12 protein-coding genes are annotated in these 23,926 nt (G+C 57.5%); 2 read left to right on the forward strand and 10 right to left on the reverse strand.

Going from position 1 to position 23,926, the window contains the following annotated elements; all coding sequences use genetic code 11:
* Positions 1-14 precede the first annotated feature (14 nt).
* Positions 15-1,445: a glutamine synthetase family protein gene (locus tag VGU25_00005; GenBank protein ID HEV2575562.1), complete on the forward strand. Its 1,431-nt coding sequence runs from the start codon at positions 15-17 to the stop codon at positions 1,443-1,445.
* A 244-nt stretch (positions 1,446-1,689) separates the two neighbouring features.
* On the opposite strand, the gene VGU25_00010 is transcribed toward VGU25_00005, so the two are convergent.
* From VGU25_00010 to VGU25_00055, 10 genes are all read right to left on the reverse strand, one after another.
* Positions 1,690-3,261 (reverse strand): Do family serine endopeptidase, encoded by a 1,572-nt coding sequence (locus VGU25_00010; GenBank protein HEV2575563.1) that lies wholly within the window; start codon positions 3,259-3,261, stop codon positions 1,690-1,692.
* 26 nt (positions 3,262-3,287) lie between these two features.
* Positions 3,288-4,598: a M56 family metallopeptidase gene (locus tag VGU25_00015; GenBank protein ID HEV2575564.1), complete on the reverse strand. Its 1,311-nt coding sequence runs from the start codon at positions 4,596-4,598 to the stop codon at positions 3,288-3,290.
* Between the two features lie 3 nt (positions 4,599-4,601).
* Positions 4,602-5,021 (reverse strand): BlaI/MecI/CopY family transcriptional regulator, encoded by a 420-nt coding sequence (locus VGU25_00020; protein ID HEV2575565.1) that lies wholly within the window; start codon positions 5,019-5,021, stop codon positions 4,602-4,604.
* Positions 5,022-5,686: 665 nt separating this feature from the next.
* Entirely contained in the window at positions 5,687-7,468 is a 1,782-nt protein-coding gene (locus VGU25_00025; protein ID HEV2575566.1) for a glycosyltransferase family 39 protein, read from the reverse strand.
* A gap of 18 nt (positions 7,469-7,486) precedes the next feature.
* On the reverse strand, positions 7,487-8,200 hold the full coding sequence (locus tag VGU25_00030) for a class I SAM-dependent methyltransferase (GenBank protein ID HEV2575567.1): 714 nt from the start codon (positions 8,198-8,200) through the stop codon (positions 7,487-7,489).
* A 172-nt stretch (positions 8,201-8,372) separates the two neighbouring features.
* Complete coding sequence (locus VGU25_00035; GenBank protein HEV2575568.1) at positions 8,373-9,413, reverse strand: LacI family DNA-binding transcriptional regulator; 1,041 nt, start codon at positions 9,411-9,413, stop codon at positions 8,373-8,375.
* A 111-nt stretch (positions 9,414-9,524) separates the two neighbouring features.
* Positions 9,525-10,739 carry a phosphatidylinositol-specific phospholipase C1-like protein gene (locus tag VGU25_00040; protein HEV2575569.1) on the reverse strand — a complete coding sequence of 405 codons (1,215 nt, stop codon included), beginning with the start codon at positions 10,737-10,739 and terminating at the stop codon, positions 9,525-9,527.
* A gap of 92 nt (positions 10,740-10,831) precedes the next feature.
* The gene (locus VGU25_00045; protein ID HEV2575570.1) at positions 10,832-14,353 is read right to left on the reverse strand and encodes a TonB-dependent receptor; all 3,522 of its coding nucleotides are present in this window, start codon (positions 14,351-14,353) and stop codon (positions 10,832-10,834) included.
* 343 nt (positions 14,354-14,696) lie between these two features.
* Positions 14,697-18,098: a polysaccharide lyase family protein gene (locus tag VGU25_00050; protein HEV2575571.1), complete on the reverse strand. Its 3,402-nt coding sequence runs from the start codon at positions 18,096-18,098 to the stop codon at positions 14,697-14,699.
* A gap of 55 nt (positions 18,099-18,153) precedes the next feature.
* Positions 18,154-19,557: a hypothetical protein gene (locus tag VGU25_00055; protein HEV2575572.1), complete on the reverse strand. Its 1,404-nt coding sequence runs from the start codon at positions 19,555-19,557 to the stop codon at positions 18,154-18,156.
* 661 nt (positions 19,558-20,218) lie between these two features.
* Here VGU25_00055 and VGU25_00060 point away from each other — a divergent pair.
* Positions 20,219-23,500 carry a carboxypeptidase regulatory-like domain-containing protein gene (locus tag VGU25_00060; protein ID HEV2575573.1) on the forward strand — a complete coding sequence of 1,094 codons (3,282 nt, stop codon included), beginning with the start codon at positions 20,219-20,221 and terminating at the stop codon, positions 23,498-23,500.
* Positions 23,501-23,926: the final 426 nt, after the last annotated feature.

The raw sequence follows: 23,926 nt of genomic DNA on the forward strand, positions 1-23,926 counted from the left end.
CCCCAAGGAGTGCTATGTCGAGCGAATACCGCAACTTTCTCGAGCTGTCGTATGAAGAGCTTGAGGAGATGAATCTGAAGGCCAAGGACCAGCGTAAGAAGCGTGTCGCGATCGACAAGCTGCAGGAAGAGCGTGTGAAGTGGCTGACCGACACCAAGGGCGTGAAGGCGGTTACGGTGCTGTTCTCGGACCTTGAGGGTCGGCTGCACATGCTTGACTACGACAAGAAGTTTCTGATCAAGAGCTTCGACAATCTGACCTTCGACGGCTCGTCGATCCGCGGCTTCACCGCGCAGCGGGAGAGCGATCTTCGCCTGGGCCTGGACTGGAGCGCGTTCTACTACGCGCCGGCCGACGTGTTCGGCCCCGGCAAGGTGCTGGTGTTCGGCGAGGTGATCGACAAGAACGGATCGCCCTACACGGGCGATGTTCGCGGCCTGCTCAAGACCTTCGCCAACGAGCAGTTCACCCAGAACGGCTACACCCTCAATGCCGCCAATGAGATCGAAGGCTTCCTGTTCGACGGCATCGACGCCGAGCGCAAGTATCACGAGACGGGCAAGTTCGAATACGTCAACCAGGGCGGCTACTACCACTCGCTGCCCGGCGATCCGCTGCGCGAGTTCATCGACCTCACCGCCGAAGTGCAGCGCTCGATGGGCTTCGAAAACGAGAAGGACCACCCCGAGGTGGCGCCCTCGCAGTTCGAGATCAACTACAGCTACGGCGACGCCATCGCGGCCGCCGACCAGATCCAGCTCTACAAGCTGATCTGCCGCCAGGTGGCCACGCAGATGGGCATGACGGCCAGCTTCCTGCCCAAGCCCGTCACCGGCGTGAATGGCTCGGGCATGCACACCAACGTGTCGGTCACCAAGGACGGCAAGAACATCTTCTGGGATCCCAACGGTCTCGAGAAGGTCTCCGGCTTCGCATGGGACTTCGTCGACCGCATCCTCTCGGCCGGCAATGACATCTGCCTGCTGTTGAACGCTTCCGTCAACGCCTATCGCCGTCTCGACCCGCACTTCGAGGCACCGAACCAGATCATGGCTTCGCCGGTCGACCGTGGCTCCATGGTCCGCATCCCCATCGGCAACGAGAAGTCGGCGCGCGTCGAGGTTCGCTCCGTCGGCCCGGACGCCAACCCATACCTGGTGATGCTCTCGGTCTTCAAGACGGGCCTCACCGGCAAGATCGCGCAGATCCCCAACCTGCGCCAGGCCAAGCGCTATCTGCCGGACAACATCTACACCGCGCTCGACGACTTCCGCAACTCCGCGTGGACCACGGAGCTGCTCGGCGCGGACGTGAAGGCGCGTTACGCCGACCTCAAGCAGGGCTCGGCGGATCGCTGCCCGCGCCTGCTCGGAACCATCGTCAAGGGCTGCGAAGTCCAGTTCCATCACGACGTCTACAACCAGCTCCTCTGGGGTCAGTTCTAAACCCCTGAAAACCGCATCTCAACGGAGAGACCGGATCGTTCGGTCTCTCCGTTTTTATCTCTCGAAACGCCGGAATTCGCGATAAGTCTTTCGGCCTGCAAAAGACTGAGTTCCTGTCCAATTCTTTCTTGGCCGCGACAACGTGCAGGTTTAAAAGAAAAAGGCGGTGAATGGGTTGCACCCACCCACCGCCCGAAGAGGAATTCCGGCGACTGATCCGCGCCGATTTTACCGGTCACACTTGTCAGCCATTCTGGCCGCCATCCGAGTGAACGGTGCGGTAGCTCGCGTTGCCTTTGGACCAGACAAGCAGCAACAAATCGCTACTGTTCGTGTCCTGGTGGATCTGGCTGGCGAACTGGTTCGCCGAGCCGGTTGGCTTGCGGTTTACCTGCAAAATCACATCGCCAGGCTGTAGTCCCGCATCATCTGCCGGGCTGGCCGGACGAACGTTCTCCACGACAGCTCCGTGCACGTTGTCGGGAACCTGAAGCTGCTGACGAACGTCCTGCGTCAGGTCTCCAACCGCAAGGCCGAGCTTGCCGGTCTGAGAGCCACCCTCGCCGTCGTTGTCTGCGACTTCCTGGTGGTCGCCACCGTAGGTTCCAATCTTGACGTCAATAGTCGTCGGCTTGCCATCGCGCAGCACGCCAAGCGAAATCGAGGTTCCCGGCGCAAGCTCGCTGACGGCAACCTGCAAAGCGCTGCTGTTGGCGATCCGCTGGCCATTGAGCGTGGTGATGACATCACCCTGCTTCAGCCCCGCGCGGCTCGCTGGAGAGTCCGGCGTCACCTGTGCCACGATCGCACCGGACGCATCCTGCAGGTTGAAGAACCTGGCGTTGTCCGGCGTCACATCGTTCATTGCAATGCCAACGTAACCGTGCTCCACCTTTCCGTGCTCGATGAGCTGCGTCGAAATCGCACGCGCCATCTGCGACGGAATCGCGAAGCCGGCGCCGGCAAAGGAACCGCTGTTGGAGATGATGAACGTATTAATCCCGACCAGCTCGCCGTGCGCGTTCACCAGTGGGCCACCGGAATTGCCGGGGTTGATCGCCGCGTCTGTCTGGATGTAGCCGCCGGGCTTCCGGGCGTTATCGGAATATGGATTCGGCCGATTGACCGCGCTCACGATGCCGCGTGTGACCGAGAACTGGAAATAACCGAACGGGCTGCCAAATGCGAGCACCGTCTCTCCGGGCTCCAGCTTGCTGGAATCGCCCCAAGAGATCGCCGGCAAATCGTGCGCGTTGACCTTAACCACTGCAAGGTCCGTCAGCTTATCCACGCCCACAACCCGGCCGTTCAGCACGCGACGATCATGCAGCGTTACCTTGATGTCCTTCGCGCCGTCGACCACGTGATCGTTCGTCACGATGTAGCCATCGGGCGAGATGATCACCCCGCTGCCGATTCCATGCTCCAACTGAGGCTGCTGCGGCTGCATGCGACCGCCGCCAAACCCTCCCAACGGTCCGCCAGGTCCAAAGAATTGCTGCAGTCCCGGAGGCAGTCCCTGCATCTGGCCTTCACCGCCACCCTGCTGCTGTACCTCGTCCATGGAAGGTCTCGAGGTCACCGCAATGTTGACGACCGCGGGCGTCACACGAGCGGCCACCGCCTCCATCGCGCTGTCCAGCGCAGTCAGCGCGGCAACACTATGGTCGTCCAGCGGAGAAGCCGTAACTGCCGAAGCATGCACCGCGTTGTGATTCACCAGCGCGACGGCTCCAACAGCCACGGCAGCGGATAGAACAGCAGGCGCCACATACCGGCCAGCGCCTGTAACTAAAGATTTAGTTGATAGAGACATGCAAATACCCCTCCGGGTGGTTGTGGTTAGAGTTGAACTAAGATCCAGCCGCCCTGCACCGGGAAGGCTGCGTAAAGTTGTTGCGAATCGTCAGCCGAAGTGAGCGTCACCACGGGCCTCAGGTTGGTCATACGATCACGCCACACGGGCACTTGCATCGTCGGCTCTGTCTGCCCGGCGCGCAACGTCCGCCGCCGGACGGAATGCTTGTGCATCACCGATGTTGTCAACACTGCATGCGCACCGCCCGGAACTGACATCACAGCCTTGGCCAGCGTGGGCCTCGCGCCCTGAATTCGATTAACTCGGTTCACTGCGAGTGCCGGCGCTTCGAACGAGCTCGCAGCCGCAACGGTCGCTGACGCGCTGCCAAACTGGACCAGGCGTGGGCTTCGCGCGAGCACAACCGAAAAAGCCAGCGCCCCGGCCAGTACAGCTCCGGTTGCAGCCCCCAGGAATTTCGGCGCCGCGCCGGGCTCAGCCGTCGTGAGAATCCGCCGGACGCGGGTCACCAGCTCGGACTCGCGCGCCCGATATCCAAACGCTCCCAACGCCCCGAGCGTGAGCGAGATCCCTCGTCGCAACATCGAGTCTTCTGCCAATCGCACGAGGCAGGCCGCATAGGCCTTCCGCGCCTTTGTGGCCCGCAGAACCCGGTCGTCGCACGCCAGTTCACGCTCAAAGCAAAGCCGGCGGTTCAGCCACAAGACAGCCGGGTTCCACGGCAGCAGCACCAGGCTCACCTGCTGCAGCAGGTTGGTCCAATGATCGCCGCGGCGAAGATGCCCCATCTCGTGCAGAACAATCTGCTCCAACTCCGGCTGAGAAAGACTGCCCAACAACTCTGGCGAGAGGAGGATTCGCGGCTGCAGGAACCCGACGACACTCGGCCTGTCCACAAGCTCGGACGCGCAGAGCGGCACTCTACGCCTGCCGAACTGCAAGAGAGGCGCGATCGCCGGATCTACCTCGACCGGTTGCGCACTCCGGGCCAGCACACGCAATCTCGCGGCGCTCAGGCAGAGCTGTATACACCGGAATAGGGACAACAGACCCCACAGGCACATGAGCCCAAAGCCCCAGGCATCCGCCAGATGCAATGCGCTGCCGCCGCCCGTTCCTGTCCGGGGGACGATCACTGAAAGGCCTGCCAGAAACAGGATGAGCACAAGGACTGCCGTCCACACGGCGGATCTCATGCGGGCCGGCACTCCGGGTACGAGCCGGAAGCAGAGCCCGACAGCTCCCGTCAGCAAAACTCCCTGCCAAACCGACGCTACAAGTACGCCGGCTGCAGCCGGGGAGACCCCATGAAGCACATCGAGAACAGGCGCCATCGCTTACGCCTCCTCCAGCGCATCTGCCGGCTGCTCGTGCTCGCCCGGAGCGGCCTCGGCAATGGCTTTCTTCAATCGCTCCAGCTCTTCCGGCGTGGCATCCGCATCGCCCAATAGCGATAACACCAGCCGTTCCCGGGAGTTCCCAAAGAACCTCTGCAATACATGCCGAATCTCGCTCTGCCGAGCCTCTTGTTCCGCGACACAGGCGCTATACAGGAAGGCGCGCCCTTCCTGCCGATGCCGGACGTACCCTTTCTTCTCGAGGATCCGAATGGTCGTTAGCACCGAGGTATAGGCCAGCCGAGTCTCCTTGGGCAGCGCCTGCACCAAGTCAGAGACTGCCGACTCGCCGCGCGCCCATAACAGGCGCATGAGCCTCAGTTCAGCCTCGGTCAGCGTGTTGGAGCGCTTCGGCGGCAATTTCGTCCCTCAAATGCTCAGACGAGCAACTAATGGATTAGTTAGCACTATGTCGTCGACGTCTTTGAATCCTCTCCGCCGGAGCCCACCAGCAGGGTCGTGTCCGCCCGTGGGTGGTGTCCCACGCTAAGTAGTGAAGCGCTAAGCAGGGCCTGAACCGTGAGCGCAGAGTTTTCCGCTCCGGCCGCGCTCGGCCGAGGCCGTAACACCAGCAAAGTCGGTTGACTCAGCGTATGTAATGCGCGGACCTTACGTTCGAACCCACGCGCCCGCCGCAACCACAGACGCGAACAGAATCGTGAACTCAAAGAGGGAATCAATCTGCGGCAAGATGATCGCCTGTATGCGAAGCCAATGACGCGTGCGCCAAGGATAATATCCGCAAAGCTGCGAGGCGAGGCGCCGGTATTGCCGAGAGCCGTGAGCACGCAAGTAAACGAGATAACAGGCGAGTGCGCTCAGCGTGCGAATCGCATGTGCTCTTTATTTTGTGAACGCGTCTGTTCAGAAAATCGCACAGCGGCGATCCTCGGCGGGTTTGGGCCAGAATGTTCCACGTGGAACATATCTTTGTAAATAAGAAATTTGGAAAGCGCAGATTTCTGGATTGCGGCTCGCGAATAGCCGATTACTGACCAATCCTCTCGTGCTGGCGGGGCCAGCGATTAGCGGCCCGGCGGGAGGTAACGAACGGCGTAGAGGTTGATTGGCTTGCGGAGCGGCCAGGGGCGGTATTGGACGGGAGCAAATGGAGCTTCGCCGTAGCAGATATCCCGGAAAAGCGAGACGCCATAGAGAGCGTGGATGTGAGGCGTGTAGGCATACCAGGTGGCGAGGCAATCATCTGCCGGCTGAGGAGGCGGGGGGATGTATCCGTTCGCGGGGACTTTGAGAAGCCGGTTATTGAGGTGAGTCGCAATGTCCAATTCGGTGTCGAAATTGTAGTCCCAGCTGCCGTCGATGGCGGTGAATGGCACGCCGCTGGCGTGAATCTCATTGGCGAGATCAACGCGTGCGCGGTCAAGGGCGAAGGTGTTGTGAGTGACGAAAATCCCGTACACACACGTTATGGCTACCAGTGGGACGGACGCTAATGAGAGATGAGGTTGCATTCGCTCCTGGTAGAGGCGAACGAGGACGATCATGGCTGGACCGAGAAGGTTGAGGGCGTAGCGGTCGTAGATGTTGTAGGTGGTTCCGACGGTGGCTCCCAAGAGGACCAGGTAGGCGACAGAAAACGGCAAGAGGAGAACACCGAGCTGTTTCCAGGTCGGGCCGCTGCCGGCTGTCAACGGTGCGGACTTAGCGGTTCCCGCCTGAAATGCAACGGCTATGACGCCAAGCAGCCCCGCAATGCAAAGGGCGGTCAGGATGACTCTTGGCTTTGTGTGTAGGAAGTCGGGGATGCCTGCGAGTCCCGAAAAGACTCCAGAGACATTGACGAAGCTGCCCGCACTGGCTGCTGTCGGTTCGAGGCGGATGAGTGGCTCGAGCTCCTTGCGCCAGTGGAAGGCAATGGCGACATACGCGACCAGCACAGCCAAGAGCAGGTAACCGACGTAGCGCTTGGTCTTGAAGATGCCAGGAACAAAAAGTGCGATGACAGGAAAGACGAGGAAAGGGATCTCGAGAAGGATAAGGCTCAACTGCAATAGTGCGACCCGCAGAGGAAACGGCCTGACAATGAGCGGTACGGGAACTGCATAAGGCTGCCTGGCGAGCCAGTGCATGCAGCCAAGAATGAAGAGGAATGAAATCGCGGTGGCTGCCAGACCTGGCAGCAGTACGCGCCTGCGGGCGCGCAGCAACCAAAGTGCGCAAGGCACCATGACGATGTCGCCGAGCCATGCTATCTGACGGGATGTGCCGAAAACGGCACACGTTAAGACGGCAAAACAGACCCAACCGATTGCGGATCGATCGGAGGATGCTTCTATCGCACGAACACAGCCGTAGAGACAGAGAGTTGTGGCAAAGAGACCGGCGATGTCGGTCATGAATGTGACCGACAACATTAGATAAAGCGGCGAAAGGACGACAGCAAGAGTGGCAAGAGTGGCGTTCCGGCCGGAGCCGCCGGTTCTGACCAGCGTGCGATGAAAGACGAAAGCCGTGACCGCGGCAAGCAACAGTGTGCTCATGCGGACGCAGGTGGCGGAAAAGCCGAAGAGCTTTATAAAGACGGCAGCGATGCAGAGCTGAGCGGCCATCAGCGCGGCGCCCCAACCGTTGTAAACGATATGACCTGTATTCGCGAAGGTGTGAGCCATACGAATGTATGGCCCGTCGTCGCAAATGCTCATCGTAGTGAACGGCTTGCTGATCAGTTCGCAGACCACAACGCCCAATGCGCAAAGCACTGCCTCGATGCGAAACTCGCGAACGGCCTTGCCCTTGGTTACGGGAGCGATGAGTGTCACGGTTTGGGCAGCGGTCTCGATAGACATCTTCTAACGGTTAGAACTTCACTCGCCGCTGGGAGTGTTGTCGCTTAATACCGGCTTGCGCCCGACGACAAGAAACTGGCGGCCGAAGAGTTTCCAAGCCAGTGGGAGCTTGAGATAAAGACCGACCTTCCAAAGAGCCGGCTGCTGCCCCATGGACATGGTGTATGGCAGAAATCGATCAACTAACTGCTCGACCTGCAAGCCGCTCAGATTCATCAGCTCTGCAATCGACAGTTCGGTTAAGGGGAGGTAATGATCGAAGAAATCCCAGTAACTTCCGGGAAGAAATTTGACGTTCGGCCCCAGGGCGATCAAGCGGCCGCCGCGTTTGAGGCAGCGGTGGGCTTCCATCATGGTGAGCAGCAGGACTTTCTTGGTCGGGAGATGTTCGAAGAAGTTACTAGTGAAGACGATATCGAGGGAGTTGTCCTCAAATGGCCAGGGCATGCTGCAATCCTGCTCCAGGAACTCCACATTGGGTCCGACCTGCTTCCTGGTCGCTGGATTGAGATCCATCGCGTACTTCTTGTCCGCGGTGATGTTGTTGATGAACTCGCCGTAGCCGCAACCGAGGTCGAGCACGGCATCCGCGGGCTTCACCCACTTCGAGAAGAACTGCGAGGTGAGCAGCTTCCAGATTCGGTTCCGATAGTTCTCGTGACCAGTGAAACGCGTCGTGTATAGCTTTTGAAGGTCTTCGGGCAGTTCTGACCCGGGCCTGATTGGTTTCAAGAAGCCTCCCAGACTGACGCGATTTTCGTCTGTTCTGTGATGTCAGTGAAGATGAACTCGAACTTGTCGTCCCTAGAGAGGCGTTCGAGAACGTTATTCACCTCAGTATAGAAGGGTTCTCAGCAATGGGCGAGCGACCAGGTGTAGCTCCGAACTGCCAATAACTTGCGGCCTAGCGAAGCGGACCGACGGGTGAGCCCGGAAAATCGCGGACACTCGATTCCCGGACAACCAACTTCGGTGGCAAGAGGATGGAGCTGACAGGCAGATCAGGCGTTGCCACAATCTGCAGCGCAAGTTCTCCCGCGCGTGATCCCAGCACTTCGAGCTGTTGATCAACACTTGTGAGCGGCACGCGCAGGTATTTCGCATAGCGCAGATTGCCGGTACCGACGATGGCAACATCTTCGGGAACAGCGAGGCCAGCCGACCTCACCGCCTCGATAGCGCCGATGGCTGTGAGGTCGTTGTAACAGAAAACTGCATCAGGCCGGGTGCGGAGCTTCAGCAACTCCTGCATGGCCTGGTAACCTGACTCGTCGCCTGATTCCTCAACGCGCTCTCGTGTAACGATGAGCTCTTCGGGCGATTCGATTTCATGCCGGTGAAGCGTATCCCGATAGCCTCGCCGCCGCTCAATCGCGGGGCTCATAGAGCGGCCGCCGATGTGCGCGATGCGTTTTCGCCCGGTGGTGATCAGGTGCTCTGTCGCAATGCGGCCAATCTCGTAATCATCCGATCCGACGAAGTGAGCCGACAGGTAGGGGAAGTTTCTGTCAACGAGGAGAAATGGTGTCTTTTCATCGCCAAGCTGATAGAAGCTTTTGAGCTGTGCCTGACAAGATGCGATGAGCAGTACATCGACGCTGCGCCCGAGAAGAGTCCTGATCTCCTGCTGCTCCAGCTCGGGGTTCTCCTCCGAGGAAGCGAGCAGCAGGCCCATCTGAGCATGGCGAAGCGTGCCGGCTAGAGCCTTGGCGAACTCCGCAAAGAATGGATGCACGAGGTCCGGCACAACCAAGCCAACGGTATAGGTACGGCCGCTAGCCAGACCGCGCGCGAGCATGTTGGGCTTATAGTTCAGCTCTCGCATGCGTTTGAGCACACGCGCGCGCGTTCGTTCGCTGACGTCGCGATTGCCGCGGAGGACCTTGGAGACTGTGACTGTCGATAGGTCCAGATCCTTCGCGATATCTTTGAGACGAATGGCCAAGAAAGCTCTCCGCGCGAGGCACGACGAACGCATTGCACGCCGTTCAGACACTCGCAGTTGCTTGGTTACAAAGTATTGACGTCCACAGCGATGATATAGATTCAGCCCCGGTTACCGAGCGACTGTAGGATGATGCTCTGGCGAGGGTACGCCTCCACTCTTTGCACCAGGGGCAAGCAAATCATCCCGGCAACCTGGCGGTGCGTTGATGATGTTGCAGCGGGCAGGCAGGCCACCCGCGAAACCGACGCTATACCCGGTCCATTTCGATGGCTCCGAGAGCGGATAGTCGGTACTGATCATCTGCGCACCGGAGTGTAGCAGCTCATCTCTTCGAGTTGTGTCATTGGTGCGTGCGGCCATTGTGTTCTCGTCGGCGCGCGCGCGAACGATATAGCCCTGGCGGACGAGTTGATCGATAACCTGCGGCGAGCCCTCATTCTCTTCGACAAAAGCAGCGTCCGGCTTACCGGGGTTGGAGTTGGTAAACAACACACGTCCCTGCAGAAGAGGATGACCGGTGGTATAGGGCGGTCCAGCGTTCTTCTGGTCCATCAAAAAGATCACTCGGCCGCGGGATTTTGCAAGCGTGGGCCAATTCCCTGCCCGGACGGCGGCGTCCAGCGTGGGATAGCTTCCACGAACTTCGTCGGGCAGTATCATTTCTCGATCCGGGAAGACCGAACGAATCTCTTTGTCGAGCCGATCAAAGGTCTCGGTCGTGAAGAGCTCGGCTTCTACGCTGTTCGGGATGGATTGCGTGCGTCCATGTTTGGTCTCGATCAACAGAAACAGGGGAACGTGCTCAGGGTGCGCTTTCGACCATGCGCGAATCTCGCGCAGACAATCTGTGAGTAGAAGGCAGGAGCTGCGCTGGTTCAGATCCGCGATGTGAATGACCTTGAAGCCCGGCTTGTCCATCTCGTGATTTGGATCGAAGTCCGGATCGGGCGGCAGACCGGCCTGCTTCGTCAGTTCAACAATCTTGGGATGGGCGAAGCGGCCGCCTTTGGGATCCTGGGCGATGTCGATCTCGAGCTGCCGAACGCCGCCATCGAGCTGGGCGGTTAGCGACGCGTGGTGATACTCGAGACCTTCATATGCTTTCGGGTTTTGCCTGCGCGCGTACTTCTCTTCGCTGGGCGCAAACCCAAGGTTATAGCTGTTGTGCGACCCGATTACCTGGATCTGGTTCAGGTGTACCAGCTTGTCCTGCGCAGCGGTCGTTTGCGCTGCCGCGAACGTCGCGATCCCGCTGAATCCGACTAGAAGCGCAGCCGGAACCGTCCAATTGTTGAGCCCCTTTTTCAGTCGATCTGCAGGCAACGATGCTCGTCCTTTCGTTGTTGATCCAGAGATGTGCCGTGCACCAAGAAGTTTGGGAGCAGAATACTGCTCCCTGAGGAAGTGAATGCAGTTTAGAAGATGATCTTGCCGGCGAACTGCATCTGGCGCGCCGGGAAGTAGCTAGTGATAGAGCCGAACGAGCTGCCATCGGTAATGGCACTGTCGGGCGCCTGCCAATTGGTGACGTTGAACGCGTTGAAAACCTCCGCACGGAAATCGAGCTTCAGCCGTTCGAAGCCGAGGCCGAATTGCTTGTGCAGGCCGAGGTCGGTGTCGAAGTACTTGAAGCCGCGCAGGTTGTTGCGCGAGACGTTGCCATACGCGCTGGTGTTTCCGTAGAGCGCATAGGATGGGACAACGTAGCTAGCCAGTGGGAGGTAGTTTTGGAGGCCGGTGTACTTCGTCGGCTTCGCCCACGAGGACTTCCCGTTGCGCCACGGTGTTCCGGGCAGGTGCTGTGGCCGCAAAGTCGCGAGGTCCGTTGTGAACAGCGGACCGGCCGCGGTAGAGCTCGACGCGGAACTCGAATAGGTGATGTTGAACGGAAGGCCGCTGGTCATGGTGTTGATCATGGTAAGCTCCCAGCCGCCGAGCACCTGCTGCATCAGGCCGTTCGCATCATGCCCCCAACGCTGACCGTGACCGTAAGGCAGATCCCAAACGATCGAGGTGGTGTTATCAATCGGCTGGTCATAGCTTGATGGGCCGTAGTCATTGCGCGGGTTGGCAAAGTTCACGCGCGAGTTGTCGCCGTTGCCGGTTTCCAGATGGCCGGAAGCAAGATCGAAAGCCCGGCTGTAGGTGAATGAATTGAGCAGGTAGAGCGCGCCGAATCGCTTTTCGACTTTGAGCTGTAGTGCGTTGTAGCTGGCAGAGCCTTCATTCAGCGCAATCTCGATGTCACCGAAGGTCGGCACGGGCCGGCGGGCCTGATACGTCTGACCGGCCGCGTTGCACGCCGTGACCGAAGCCAGAAGGCATGGGGCAGCCTGGTTGTAGTCCGCCAGAACCTGAATGTGGCGGCCCACGTTGCCAACATAGGCCAAATCCAACAGGATGTTGCCAGGCAACTGGCGCTGCACGCCTGCGAAGTAGCTCTGCACATAACCGGTCGCAAAGTTCGGCGGGATGTAGCGAGAGGTAACGTTCAGCGGATTGAAGTAAGCGGGGCTGGTCAGGCCGGCGGCATAACCCTGCTGGGTCTGACGGAAGCAGTTCGTCTGCACCTGCGTATCGTTCACGCAGAGGTTGGATCCCACTGGCGTAACGAACGGAGTTGGGTTGTTGATGGAGGCGTTGACTACATCAGGACCGTTGTAGGTCAGGTTATTTTCGCCTCCCTCACGGTTGTACTGTACGAACACCAGACCATAGCCTGCGCGAAGAGCAGTCTTTGAGTCGAGCGCATAGGCGAGACCCAGGCGCGGCGCGAGGTTCTTAGAGGGGACATGCACAAGCGCGCGGTTGTAGATGCTGCCGTTTGAGGCCTGCGTGAGCGTGTTCGTGACTGGATTGAAGTTGGCGAGGTGATTGTCGCGCTCGAACTGAGGGGTCATCACTTCGTAGCGGAGACCGACGTTCACCGTCAGCTTTGGTGAGAGTGAGACGTCATCCTGGAAATAACCAGCGAAGTAGCGCTGACGAAGATTCACAATGGTGTAGTTGGTGAGCGAGTAGGAACTGCGGTTGCCGAAAAGAAAGTCGGCGACCTCCTGAGCCTGGGCGATCTGAGTATCAGTGGAAGCGGCCGGAAGGCAGGCAACGGCGGGGTTCTGGGCGCAGGTGGGGAAGAAGGGATTACCGCCAACCGTCGGCCCCGCGGCGAACCTACTGGCATAGTTGTCCTGACCGTAGCTTGGATTGAAGTCGTTTACCTGGGTGTGTATAAGCTGCTGCTCGTAACCGAACTTCATCGATTGTTTGCCGCGTACCCAGGTGTAGTTGATCTTGGGGTTGAAGATGGTGGGATCCTGGAACTGCGGGCTCGCAGGCTGATTGCCGAGCTGCGTAAAGCCGCTGATCGACTGTGCGTTCAGTGTGCGGACGATGTTCGGATCGGTTGGCAGGCCATCCGTGATGCCGTACTTGGTGAGAAGCGAGGGCTGTCCCTGCGTGTACGGCGATTTGGCACCAATGTTGCGGGTCCAGCCGAAGCGAATGTCCAGCAGCTTGTTCTGGCTGATGATCCAGGTTGCGCCGCCGGCGATCTGGCGGTTCTGGACATTGACGTTTGAGTTTGCGTTGCCGCCTGCAGGACCACCTACTGTGGGAGGATCAAAGATTTCTTCGCGGTGCTCGGTATAACGAGCAAACAGTTGCCAATGCGCGTAGTGCTGGTCAACGCGGATATCACCTTTGTCGTCGTTGATGCTGCCGCGCGGAGCGTTTGAATAGTTGTTGGTGTAGTAGTTGGAGGTGGTCGGATCGGAGCTTACATTATTCGCGGGCAAAGCGGCAAGTACAGCCAAGGCAAACGGCGTTGAACCGGAAGAGATATCGCCGCTCGTGTACGTAACGCCGGTGACTGGATTGTAGAGTGGGATCGGTTTGGTCGGATCGCCGTTGTAGAAGAAGTGACCGAGACGTTGCTGCGCGTTGGGCAGCGATACTGGCGCGAGCTGATAATTGAAGATCTGACGGAGCCCCTCATAGTCGGCGAAGGCGAAGATTTTGTCCTTGATGATGTGGCCGCCGAAGGTGCCGCCGAACTGATTGCGGATGAGCTTCGGCTTTTGGTTCGTGATCGGCTCAATCGGTCCAACGGCATTCAAGCTGGTGTTGCGAATGTAGTCCCAGGCATGGCCGTGGTATTCGTTGGTACCGCTGCGCGTGGACACATTGATGACCGCGCCGGGCATGCGACCATACTCGGCGGAGTAGTTGTTCGTCTCCAGGCGGAACTCGCTGACCGCGTCGGGCGATGGCGAGATGTTCTCGTTTTCGAAGCCCTGGTTCGATGTGCCGTAGTTGGAGTTCTCGAGGCCATCGATCAAAAACTCATTGAACTCCGAGCGCTGGCCGTTGATGTTGAAGGCACCCTCACGACTGGAAGCGGTCTGATTCTCCAACATTGATTTACGCGTGCCTGGCGCTAACAGCACGAGGTCAGCATATGATCTGCCGTTCAACGGAAGATTTTCGACTTCCTTCGTTCCGATGACCTGGCTTCGAGAGCTGGTCTGCGTCTCGAGCAGCTCGGCCGCCGAGGTAACCTCGACGACCTGATTTACCGCCCCTGGCTTCACGTCAATGTCCAGGCGCTGGCGTGCGTCTGTCGACAGATTGAAGGTGTCGGTTTTCGTGCCCTCGAAGCCAGAGGCTGCGGTCGAAATCTGATAATTCCCGATCGGCACGGAATCGAATTCGTACTTGCCTTCTTTGTCGGTCTGGGCGGTCTGGGAGACGTTCGTGCCGACATTGGTGAGTGTCACGGTTGCACCGGGCACCATAGCACCGGTGTTGTCGCGGACATAACCAAGCACCGACGCCGAGCCGAACTGAGCAGACGCGGGCACCAGCCCGCATGCGAGGCACAGCAATGCCAGCACTACCGTCCGTAGGAATCCCAAAACCGGATGCACATTTGCGTCCATGACTGTCTCTCCAAAGAGGTTCATCGTTGAGGCCGTGACACGTCACCGCCCATCTGCGTCAAAGCGCAGCAGCAGGATCGAGCCGACTAAATGCGACGAAACTACGCGCGGCGCAATGCTTCTGTCAAGATGCTTTACCGGTAACGCACAGCCACGGCTGTTGTTTCTTAACCTAAAGAATATGCACGGCTTATAAAACCAATGCAAATTGGAAACCGGTTACAACATTTTCGTAAAAGAAGTTTCGGAGTTCACGCCAACCTGTGTTTGGGTGCATCGACGCGAGTACGACGTCGCCGGAGCGTTTTCTGGCGTCTCAGCAGCGGCGACCACTCTCTGTTCTTTAATGAACGAGCCTTACCGTTACCACCTCGTTGGGCTTCATCGTAAGCTGGATCGATTGATCCTTTACCGGCAGGCTGCTTAGGTCATCTTCCATGGCGTTGCAAAGCGACGCAGAACGCAGGCTGGCACTCGAGAGATGGAGCGCAACCTGTTCTTGTTTGCCTGCGATCTCCTCCAACCGGACGATCGTCCCTTCCCCGTTCTCCGCGAGCTTCCAGGTTGTAAGCAGTACGTCCGGGTTACTTATTTGGAGAAAGCTTCCACCTTCGGCGGGGAGTGATCCGGTGGCGGGGCCAGTTTTGTCCTGGTTCGCGATTCGTTCTGCCGATAAGGCGCGCTGACTGTCGACTCCGAGCCGCGTGAGATTGGCGGGCTCAAAGCTGTGGGCGCTCGTGAGCACGTAACGGAAGTGAAACTCACCGCCCTGACCGGCTCGATAATTCGTATGCCAATAGTTGTTCATCGCATACGAAAACAGCGTGGCACTCTTCGGAACGAAGTTTACTGGCCACAGACCACGGTTAATGTCTCCGAAGGTAGCAAGAGGAGCATTGATGGGAACGATCCCGATCTCTAGGTTCGAATCGTACACCGCCATCCAGTGCTGCACGCTGAACCACTCCGCGTCGCCGCCAGGGAGAATATCGTGTGCAGGGTCAACCCAACCCACCTGCGAGGAATAGGCGAAGTTTGGATGTGCAACGGCGGAGGGAAAGGCGAAGTAAACGCCCTCTTTCTCTGTGGTTCCCGTTTTATTGACGTGATAGTCAAATTCAATCTTCTTCTCGCCGTCGAAGAGACGGATTTCCAGGGAGATCGTTGGAGTATTCACATTCGACGCTTGCAGCCGGATTACATGGCCCCAGAAAGTCTTCTGCTCACCTAAATACTTTCCATTGACCGACTGGTGAACGGTAAGATCCGCTACCGGGAACGCCTTATCCGGGTGAATCATTTGCGATTGCCCGTTGTGGTTCGGATCGCCGCCAGTGACATAGAGATATTCGCCGAACCGGTAGGGGCTGGCTGCATCGACTAACTCACGCTTTAGATCTTTGTCGAAGATACTGCGGATGGCCCCGGTGTCCGGATCGACCACGATCCGGTAGTAGCGATTTTCGATAGCCTTGTCAGGCTCGGTGGCGACTGCGGCCACAGCCTGATTTCCAGCGTGAATCTGGTAGCACTTATATCCTAGCTCTGGAATATCGCTCGCAAGGAACCGCACATGGAGGAAGTTTTCCTGATTCGTCATAATCTCGTACGGGACATCCTGATGCGAGTTCAGATCTTCAATTGCGTCCCCTTTACGAAGATCAGCTTCCACCAGGCCTGATCGCTTCCAATTCAGCGGATTGAATACGACAAGTCCACCGTTCCCGATACGAATGGCTCTTGTGAGTTCGAAAAGCGATCGATGCTGGACATCATCCAGCTCGAAGTGTGCCTGCGTGACAAAGTTGTCTTTGACGGCGAGTTGCTGCACAGCCTCCATGCTGTCGGGCTGTCCGATGGAATTCCCAGCGCCCCATGTGTGTTCGGCGAAGAGAAGAATGTGATTCCATGCAGCCTGAACTTCCTCTGCGGGCGGGTGATACTGCGGATTGATCGTGTGGGCCGCGGCTGATGCGATCTCGGTAGAGATGGCTTCTGACTGATTTTCGCGATCGAGGCCGGCGTAGTACGCGTCAGAGCCGATGCCGTCTTCCCAGTACGATCCGAGGTCACCGGAGCGCACAGGGAGTTGGTCGCCATAATGCTGGTCGATGTAATTGAAATAATCTGCAAAAAGCGCGTACTGCAGCTTTGGATAAGCGTACGCACTATTCCATCCAGGCACGAAGGTCGCAAGCGCAGGATGAAGGGCGGTATTTTCGTCCTGGGCACCGTACATTAACACGGCATCGGGCTTGTAGGACGGCCGATCAAATTGGGCCAGGAAGATCGGGAGTTGTGCGCGGATAATGGTGTTTGTCGGATCGAGCGAGAAAAATCGCCCTATTTGCGCGTAACCCCAGGAGTAGGAGAACAGGACCTTTTCGCCGTCGCGTCCCTTCCACCAGAAGGGCGATAACTGATTCCATTGCTCACCCGACAGAACGGGCGCGCGGTCCTGGTTTCCGCCGACTGCCCAATACTTGATGCCGGAACTGGCAAGAACGGTTGGGTAAGCGCCGGTGTAGGACGGGACATCCGTCGTATCGGCGTAGTTGAAGGGGATGTGTTGCGTAGCAGAGAGCCGCTTTGTATAGAAGAGGGACCGGTAAAGAGATTCCAGTGAAGCGTAACCAGTGAGCAGGTTGAAGTAGTCCGCGGGCACACCGAGCTTACCTGCCCGAATAAGATCGAGCATCTGCGTCTGCTCTGGTTGAGGGCGCGTGTTTAGAAACTGTTGTAGATTCCATGAACCGTCGGTCGAAAAGCGAAAATCCGGATTCTGTTTTATAAATCCCGAGGCCTCCTCCAACGCGACCGCCTGGCCCTCCGCCACTTTGCCCTGGAAGTCGGTGTATCCGATGTCGACATGGGTATGCGGAACGATGAAGACCGTCCACTTTCTCTCAGGCGTCAGAGAAACATGGAATGTCCTACGTGTCGGCGCTGAAACATCCAATGTGGCTGCGCTTGTTCCCTGCCATTCAGGTATCTGGTATTCGACAGCGAAATCCCCGAATCGCGGCTGATCTTCGAATGTTGCAGAGTATGTGTGCCCTTGCAACTTTAAGTCGACATTGCCCGACGGAATCTCGCCATTGAAATGCAAATCGGCATCGACTAGCTCGACCAACTCGCCGTCCGCCGCGCGACGGTAAAAGACCGAAGGTGTGACGGCAGCTTCCACTTCATCCTTTGCATATTTCGCGCGCGGGTCCTGAACGAGGCTCAGGTAGTCGTAGTAGAGCGGGCCACCCGGCGTCACTGTCTCGCCTGTAGGCCGTTTGTGCTCGACGGAGGTAAGAACGAGGGTATTCGTTCCCTTCACAAGGTACTGTGTTGGAAGAACAATGGACTTGTTATCCCATACGCCCACGTTACCGTTGTAAAAGAGCTGCGGATGGATGATTGCGAGTCCACGGTGACCATTAATCTCGACCTGCAGGTCGGGATTTTCATTTCGGAGCAGCAGGGCGGCTCTTAGCTCGAAGCGTCCCCGTGGGGCATCGTTGAGCGAGAATTGGATCTCGTAGGCTGCGCCCAAACGCTGCAGGGTCGGCCAGTCCCGATTCCAATCACTCTCTCCGACTCGATAGAGAATGTGCTGGGCCGGAGTTGCGTGAAACTCGTAAGAGGATTGATCGGGCTTCCCGATCTCCCAGAGCGTGTGATCTTCAGCCTTCGCTGGTTGGACGGCAGCGAAGAGCAAGACAACGAACAATGCAATAGAAAGACGGTAAAGCATTCGTAACCTCGGTTGATGTTGGCCTTAATGGAAGTAGTCGCTGCTGGAGGCTCCGTTATCGGCTGACCAGCTTCACGACGAGTGCCGATGCGGGAGGCACGAGCACCATCGCTCGATCTTCTTTACACCGCCCTAGCCTGCTCCAACGACCCGTCCATCCGCTCGGTGTAATCGCAGCACCTCCGAAGGTGATGTCTTCTCGTGCGGTTACGTTGGCTTGTGGAGCTTCAAGTAACATCCCTTCGGCTTCGCCCGTGAAATGTCCACCGTGGAGGGTTACAGAGGCGCTTCGCGCTCCCGGTCCATGCTCCTTATTGATCAGCGTCACGAAGATTTCATGTTTGGCGCGAACAGCGTACGCCGTGAGGTTGACACCTTCATTGTTCGAAATCGACACCGGATTTATCCGTCCCCGACTGCCAACATCGAATGCTTTGAATGCATACGCCTTTGGATTGAAGTGGAACGTTCCATCGGCTGAACGGTAAATGGTGTCAGTGAAAATCCAGCTCTTATTGTGAAAATTGACACCGGCAGCGCCGTGGGCAGCGTGCCAATGCAGGTAATCCAATGCCCAAAGAGCGGAGACGAACGCATTGCTTGCGCCATCGACGCCGCCCGTGTAGTCGTTCGCCTCGGTCATTCTGTAGGTGAGGCCTTCGCTCTCGACCGGCTCGAGAACGTGGTGAACGAGCACCTCATACCGTTCTTTGGGCCAGTCGCGAGACAGCATCGACTCAACGGCGGTATCGACGCTGACGCCGGCAGCGCTTTGGCCGGGGTAGTCGTGCTGCGTGACGAACAAGATCTTGCCGGAGTTTTTTTCGTCGTGAGCGAATCGCTGTGTCCAGGATTGACCTTCGAAGTCTGTGTCTTTTGTGCCGGGCACCGGATAATCCGACCCAGTGTCAGGGCCGGTGAATTTTGCGGCGGCCGTGGTTCGCTCAATTTCAGATGCGAAGCTTCGCCAATCGTGCAAAAAGGATGGATAAGCCGTGCCCGGTGTGTCAGGCGTGGTCTCTACGATGCGCGGGTCTCGCTCAAGGCCCCGCGACGTATGAAACGAATGCCAGTCGGGTTCATTGCCGATCTGAAAACAGATCAACTGAGGCGCGTAGTGCTTTTCGATGTATTGGGCAATAGCGGCATCCTGCTGCATGTCTCCGTTCAGCAATCGCAAGGTGTAGATCACCTTCACATCGGCCGCCTTTGCGAAGCCGAACAGCTCATCGATATCTGCGGAGCCAGGGATTTTGAACTCCGGACCGTCTGCGGTGCCACCGCCGACGCGCAGATTGCGGATTCCAATTGCGCGGAAAAGCTCAATCAACTGCTTGTCGTCGGGACTGAACAGATGCTGTCCCCGTTTGTCCGGATTAAGGTTTGAAGATTCGAAGCTGAGTCCGGCGAAGTCGTGAGGGATTCGAGGTCCGGGCTGGTCTGAAATCTTAACGGTCACACGTGATTGCGCGAAGGCACAGAAGGCGCCCACACTTGCCCAAACGACGGGCTGTGCAATGAGCTTCAAATTAAAGCGCAAAGAGAACCTCAAACATGTTGGCACTGCCGCGACCAGCAAACCCTCGATGAAAGCATCGTAAGTTCGCGCAAAGACAATGTCAATCTATTGTGATCGATTTTCGCTCTCAATCTCTGCCTATTGGCGATCACAGAAGCAGATCTACGGGTTACTGAATTTCAGAGGTGGACGCTGACAATTGTTGCCATGATGAAAAGCGCTTGTGTCACTCCTCTTCATTAGCAATCGATTCGTCCCAGGTACTGCGGCTTTGGTCCCTGAATCCGTGAATTTATACGCGAGCAGGACCCACCTACAGATATCCGAATGATCGCGGCTTGATTGCGATGCTCATACCCAAACCACAGGTGACGTGTCGCCGACTCATCCCAACGATGTCGCCTCTCGTCACGCGCCTCTGCGGCACGTCACTTCCACGCGCCGATGCGCCCAATAGGCGATATACATGCACAGCGCTTACGCAGGCCAGTGACGGCCCTGCGTACAGCCGCCCCGGGGAGGGAATGGAGTGCTGCTCAACAAAGAGTGCCCAGAGTGCTGTACGCAGGGCAATCAACTGGTGCGTACCCGGAGGGGAAAGATGAAGCCTTCATTCAGAGCACTCAGCCTGCTTTTGTTACTCGCCGCTTGCTCCTTCGCAGCTATGGCGCAAACCAGCAAAGGGATTCTTGCCGGCGTAATCCGTGATAATACCGGCGCCGTGATTCCGAGTGCTTCAATAACCATCACCGAGCAGGCTACGGGAGCCGCGCGCACTTCCCACTCCGACGCGCAGGGAACATTTCGCGTCGACGCGATGAATCCGGGACTCTACACGATACGAGTGGAGATGAACGGATTCGTCACGAAGGTCGTTCAGGACCTCAACGTGCAGCCCTCGATCGTGACTGACTATGACCCTGTGATGATTCCTGGCGGTGTGTCAGAGTCCGTACTGGTTGAAGCAAACTCGAACACGATCAACACGGAGAATGGTCAGCTTGCGGGAACGATCAGCAGCGCAGAGCTTTCGAGTGTGCCGATCTTCACGCTGAATCCTATTGAGCTCGCGACCACGATCCCCGGCGTTCAGGTTGTGGATTCCAATCTTGGACTCGGCGGGATCGGCGGCAACTTTGAACAGATCGAAGTCAATGGCACCCGTCCGCGCGCGAATAACTTCATGATGGATGGGCAGGACATAAACGATACCGGCATCGGTGGCCAGTCTTTCAATCCGCAGATCCCAGATGCCTTTGAAACCGTGACTGCCATCACCAACTCCGCTTCAGCAGAATACGGACGCGCAGGCGGAGCGATTGTGAACCTGGTTACAAAGAGCGGTAGCAGTAAATTTCATGGTGATGCCTGGGAGCTCTATTCAGGTTCTGGGCTAGATTCTCTTGATGGCATCACGCGTAAGGGCAAACCATATCCGAATAACCCAAAGGCACGTTACGACGAGCACCAGCCAGGTTTCACCGCAGGTGGTCCGATTTGGAAAAATAAGCTGTTCGCATTCGGCGGCTTGGTTGTTGAACGGTACTTTGGGAATTCGCAGCCGGGAGCGTTTGAATATCCAGATGCTGCCGGTTACGCACAACTGCAGGCGATCGGCGGACCACAGGTCACGTTGCTCGATAGCTACCTGTATAACGGGTCTTACCTCACCAGCTATGTCAACGTCGGCGAGGCGAATGCGTACGCGATCACTTCACGCCCTGGCTGTCCGAGTGGTTGCACCATCACTACGGCGCTGTTCGAGCGACCTGCCGTTGCACAACAAGCTCCTGAGACACAGTGGATCTATCGCATTGATTTCACGCCGCGGCAACAGGATCAGTTTTCTTGGCGCTATCTTCACGATCGGGCCAACTTCGTGCCCGATCTGGGCGTAAATTTCTCCGGCCTTCCCGGGTTCGATGGCGAGGTCGGCGGTCCTACGGAGCTGGGTCAGGGTGCGTGGACGCACATCTTCACCGCCAAGCTCCTGAACGAGTTCCGTGCGTCGGAAACTCGGCTGGACATTCTGTTCCAGGGAACGCCGCAGTCCCAAGCTAACCCGCTCTATACAGCTCCGAATATCACATTCAATGGACAAGGATTCGGAGGGGCAGCGACGCCGCTTGGCTTCGCCCAGACAATTCTGCCGCAGGGCACCATCCAGGACCTGTATCAGTACCAGGATACGGTGAGCTGGACCCACGGTCGGCAGACGTGGCGCATCGGTGCCGATGTCGGTCGCGACATTGAGATCGACCTCGTGGCTCAAAACGCCAATGGTGGCCTTCTCTACACGTCGGGTGGAGGCGCATCGGCCCTGGACAATTTCCTTGATAATTATCTAGGTTCTTCCGGGCAAGCCAGCAAGACCTTCGGACCTACGCGCGTGGATCCGCACAGCTGGCGCACGGCCACATTTGCGCAGGATGATGTCAAGCTCACACCGGAGCTGACGCTCAATCTGGGTTTGCGTTACGACTATCTGACAAATCCCGAGAACTCTCTGCCATATCCAGCGGTTGATATCAACAACCCATATCAACCCATCACGACCGTCGTTCCTGTGATCAACGACAAGAACAATATCGCTCCGCGGTTCGGCTTCGCCTGGAATCCGCATGGTAGCGTCTTTGCAGACGGCAAGACGGTTTTCCGCGGCGGCTTCGGCGGATTTTACGACACAGACTTCACGAACATCGTCACGAATGGGGCTCAAGCGGCGCCCAATGCGCCCACGGGAACGCTGACCTGCACAGGCAGCACATGCCCACGAGGATTGGGCAACTCCACCGGCCTGCTCAACACGATTTCACCAACCTTGACCGCCATGTCTACGGTGCAAACCGTGTCGAACCATATGGTCAATCCGCTCACATGGCAATGGAACTTCGGGATTGAGCGCCAACTACCGGGCCAGTTTAGGATCGCACTAAATTATGTCGGCAATCGCGGTGAAAAGCTGTTTGCTAACCAGCAATTGAACTACGAGGTGAATGGTGTCCGGATTAATCCGAGCCGGGGCATCATCAACATCCGTTCAAATCGAGCCGACTCCGAATACAACAGTGCGCAGGTCGAAGTTTCGCGGCAGTACTCGCATGGATTGTTCGTACGCGCAGTCTATGTTTACGGAAAGGATCTGGATGACGCGTCGGAGGTGTTTGGCACCTTTGCATCACCGACATCGTATTCGGCAAATCTTGCACCCAACGGTCTCCACCAGGACTGGGGACCCTCCGTCTGGGACCATCGTCAATATGCCTCGTTTATTTACTCCTGGACACCTGGGGGATTCCACTCCAGCAGGAAGGGCGTGAATACGGCACTCAGCGTCTTTACGCGACACTTCACGATCTCGGGAACGACGGAACTGCAGTCAGGTCCTTATACGACTTTCAACTTCAACGGTCTGGATATGAACGACGACGGTAGTTCCGCGAACGATCGTCCGCTCGTTGCCAATGCCAGCCAGCCTATCGATACGGCCGCCTTTGACGGATACTATTTCGGGCCGCCGTATACTCCCGGCGTCTATTATGATGCCGCCACCGGTAACCCTGTCCCTCCAACACAAGAGCATTGGCTTGTGCCGCATGGCGCGCAATATATGCCATTTGAGATCGGTCGGAACAGCTTTGAGAACCCAGGCACACAATATTGGAACCTCAGCCTTGAAAAGGACGTGCCCTCGTCGTGGTTTCACCTCGACCGCGGCATGCTTGTTCTCAGAGTGGAGGCGCAGAACTTTACAAACCACGACAATCTCGGCCCGCTGGATATCAATCTTCTTGATATCGGCACACCCGCTTACATGAATCGGTCGAATGCCACGGAGCCCATGAACCGGCACCTGCTTCTATGGGCCAAGTTCCGCTTCTGACCATTCTGTCGCAACCGCTCAGTGGCCGAAAGAATCTCTTTCGGCCACTCGTGTTTTGTGACGAATCGACGATTGGCGGGGACGAGGCGCCGATCACTCTCTTACGGCGCAAACTTTAAGTGGCCGACTTAATTATTCTGCTATCCGATAGCATGTTGCGTTGGTGACAATGGCTAATCATTCAGAACTACTGGAGGCTCCGAAGGAGGGCATTGTCTGAAACTGTCCTATACCTATTCCGTTGCACGTCGGCCGTTGTATATGCATCCGTTGCTGTTTGCGGCAGCCTGGTTGTTGATGGGCGTTCTGTTCTCTGTGCAGGACTGGGCGGAGATCCATCGCCTCAACGTGCATCTGCATTTCGGACAGATTCTATGGGCGTGGGAGGTGATGTACATCATCTGGGCTGCATTCCTCTGGATTCTG

The organism is Acidobacteriaceae bacterium (assembly GCA_035944135.1).
Lineage (GTDB): Bacteria > Acidobacteriota > Terriglobia > Terriglobales > Acidobacteriaceae > Granulicella.

Bases quoted from the DNA above. Each gene is read 5' to 3' on its own strand.
- VGU25_00005 (HEV2575562.1), top strand. From the start codon at position 15: ATGTCGAGCGAATACCGCAACTTTCTCGAGCTGTCGTATGAAGAGCTT.
- VGU25_00010 (HEV2575563.1), bottom strand. From the start codon at position 3,261: ATGTCTCTATCAACTAAATCTTTAGTTACAGGCGCTGGCCGGTATGTG.
- VGU25_00015 (HEV2575564.1), bottom strand. From the start codon at position 4,598: ATGGCGCCTGTTCTCGATGTGCTTCATGGGGTCTCCCCGGCTGCAGCC.
- VGU25_00025 (HEV2575566.1), bottom strand. From the start codon at position 7,468: ATGTCTATCGAGACCGCTGCCCAAACCGTGACACTCATCGCTCCCGTA.
- VGU25_00045 (HEV2575570.1), bottom strand. From the start codon at position 14,353: ATGGACGCAAATGTGCATCCGGTTTTGGGATTCCTACGGACGGTAGTG.
- VGU25_00050 (HEV2575571.1), bottom strand. From the start codon at position 18,098: ATGCTTTACCGTCTTTCTATTGCATTGTTCGTTGTCTTGCTCTTCGCT.
- VGU25_00060 (HEV2575573.1), top strand. From the start codon at position 20,219: ATGAAGCCTTCATTCAGAGCACTCAGCCTGCTTTTGTTACTCGCCGCT.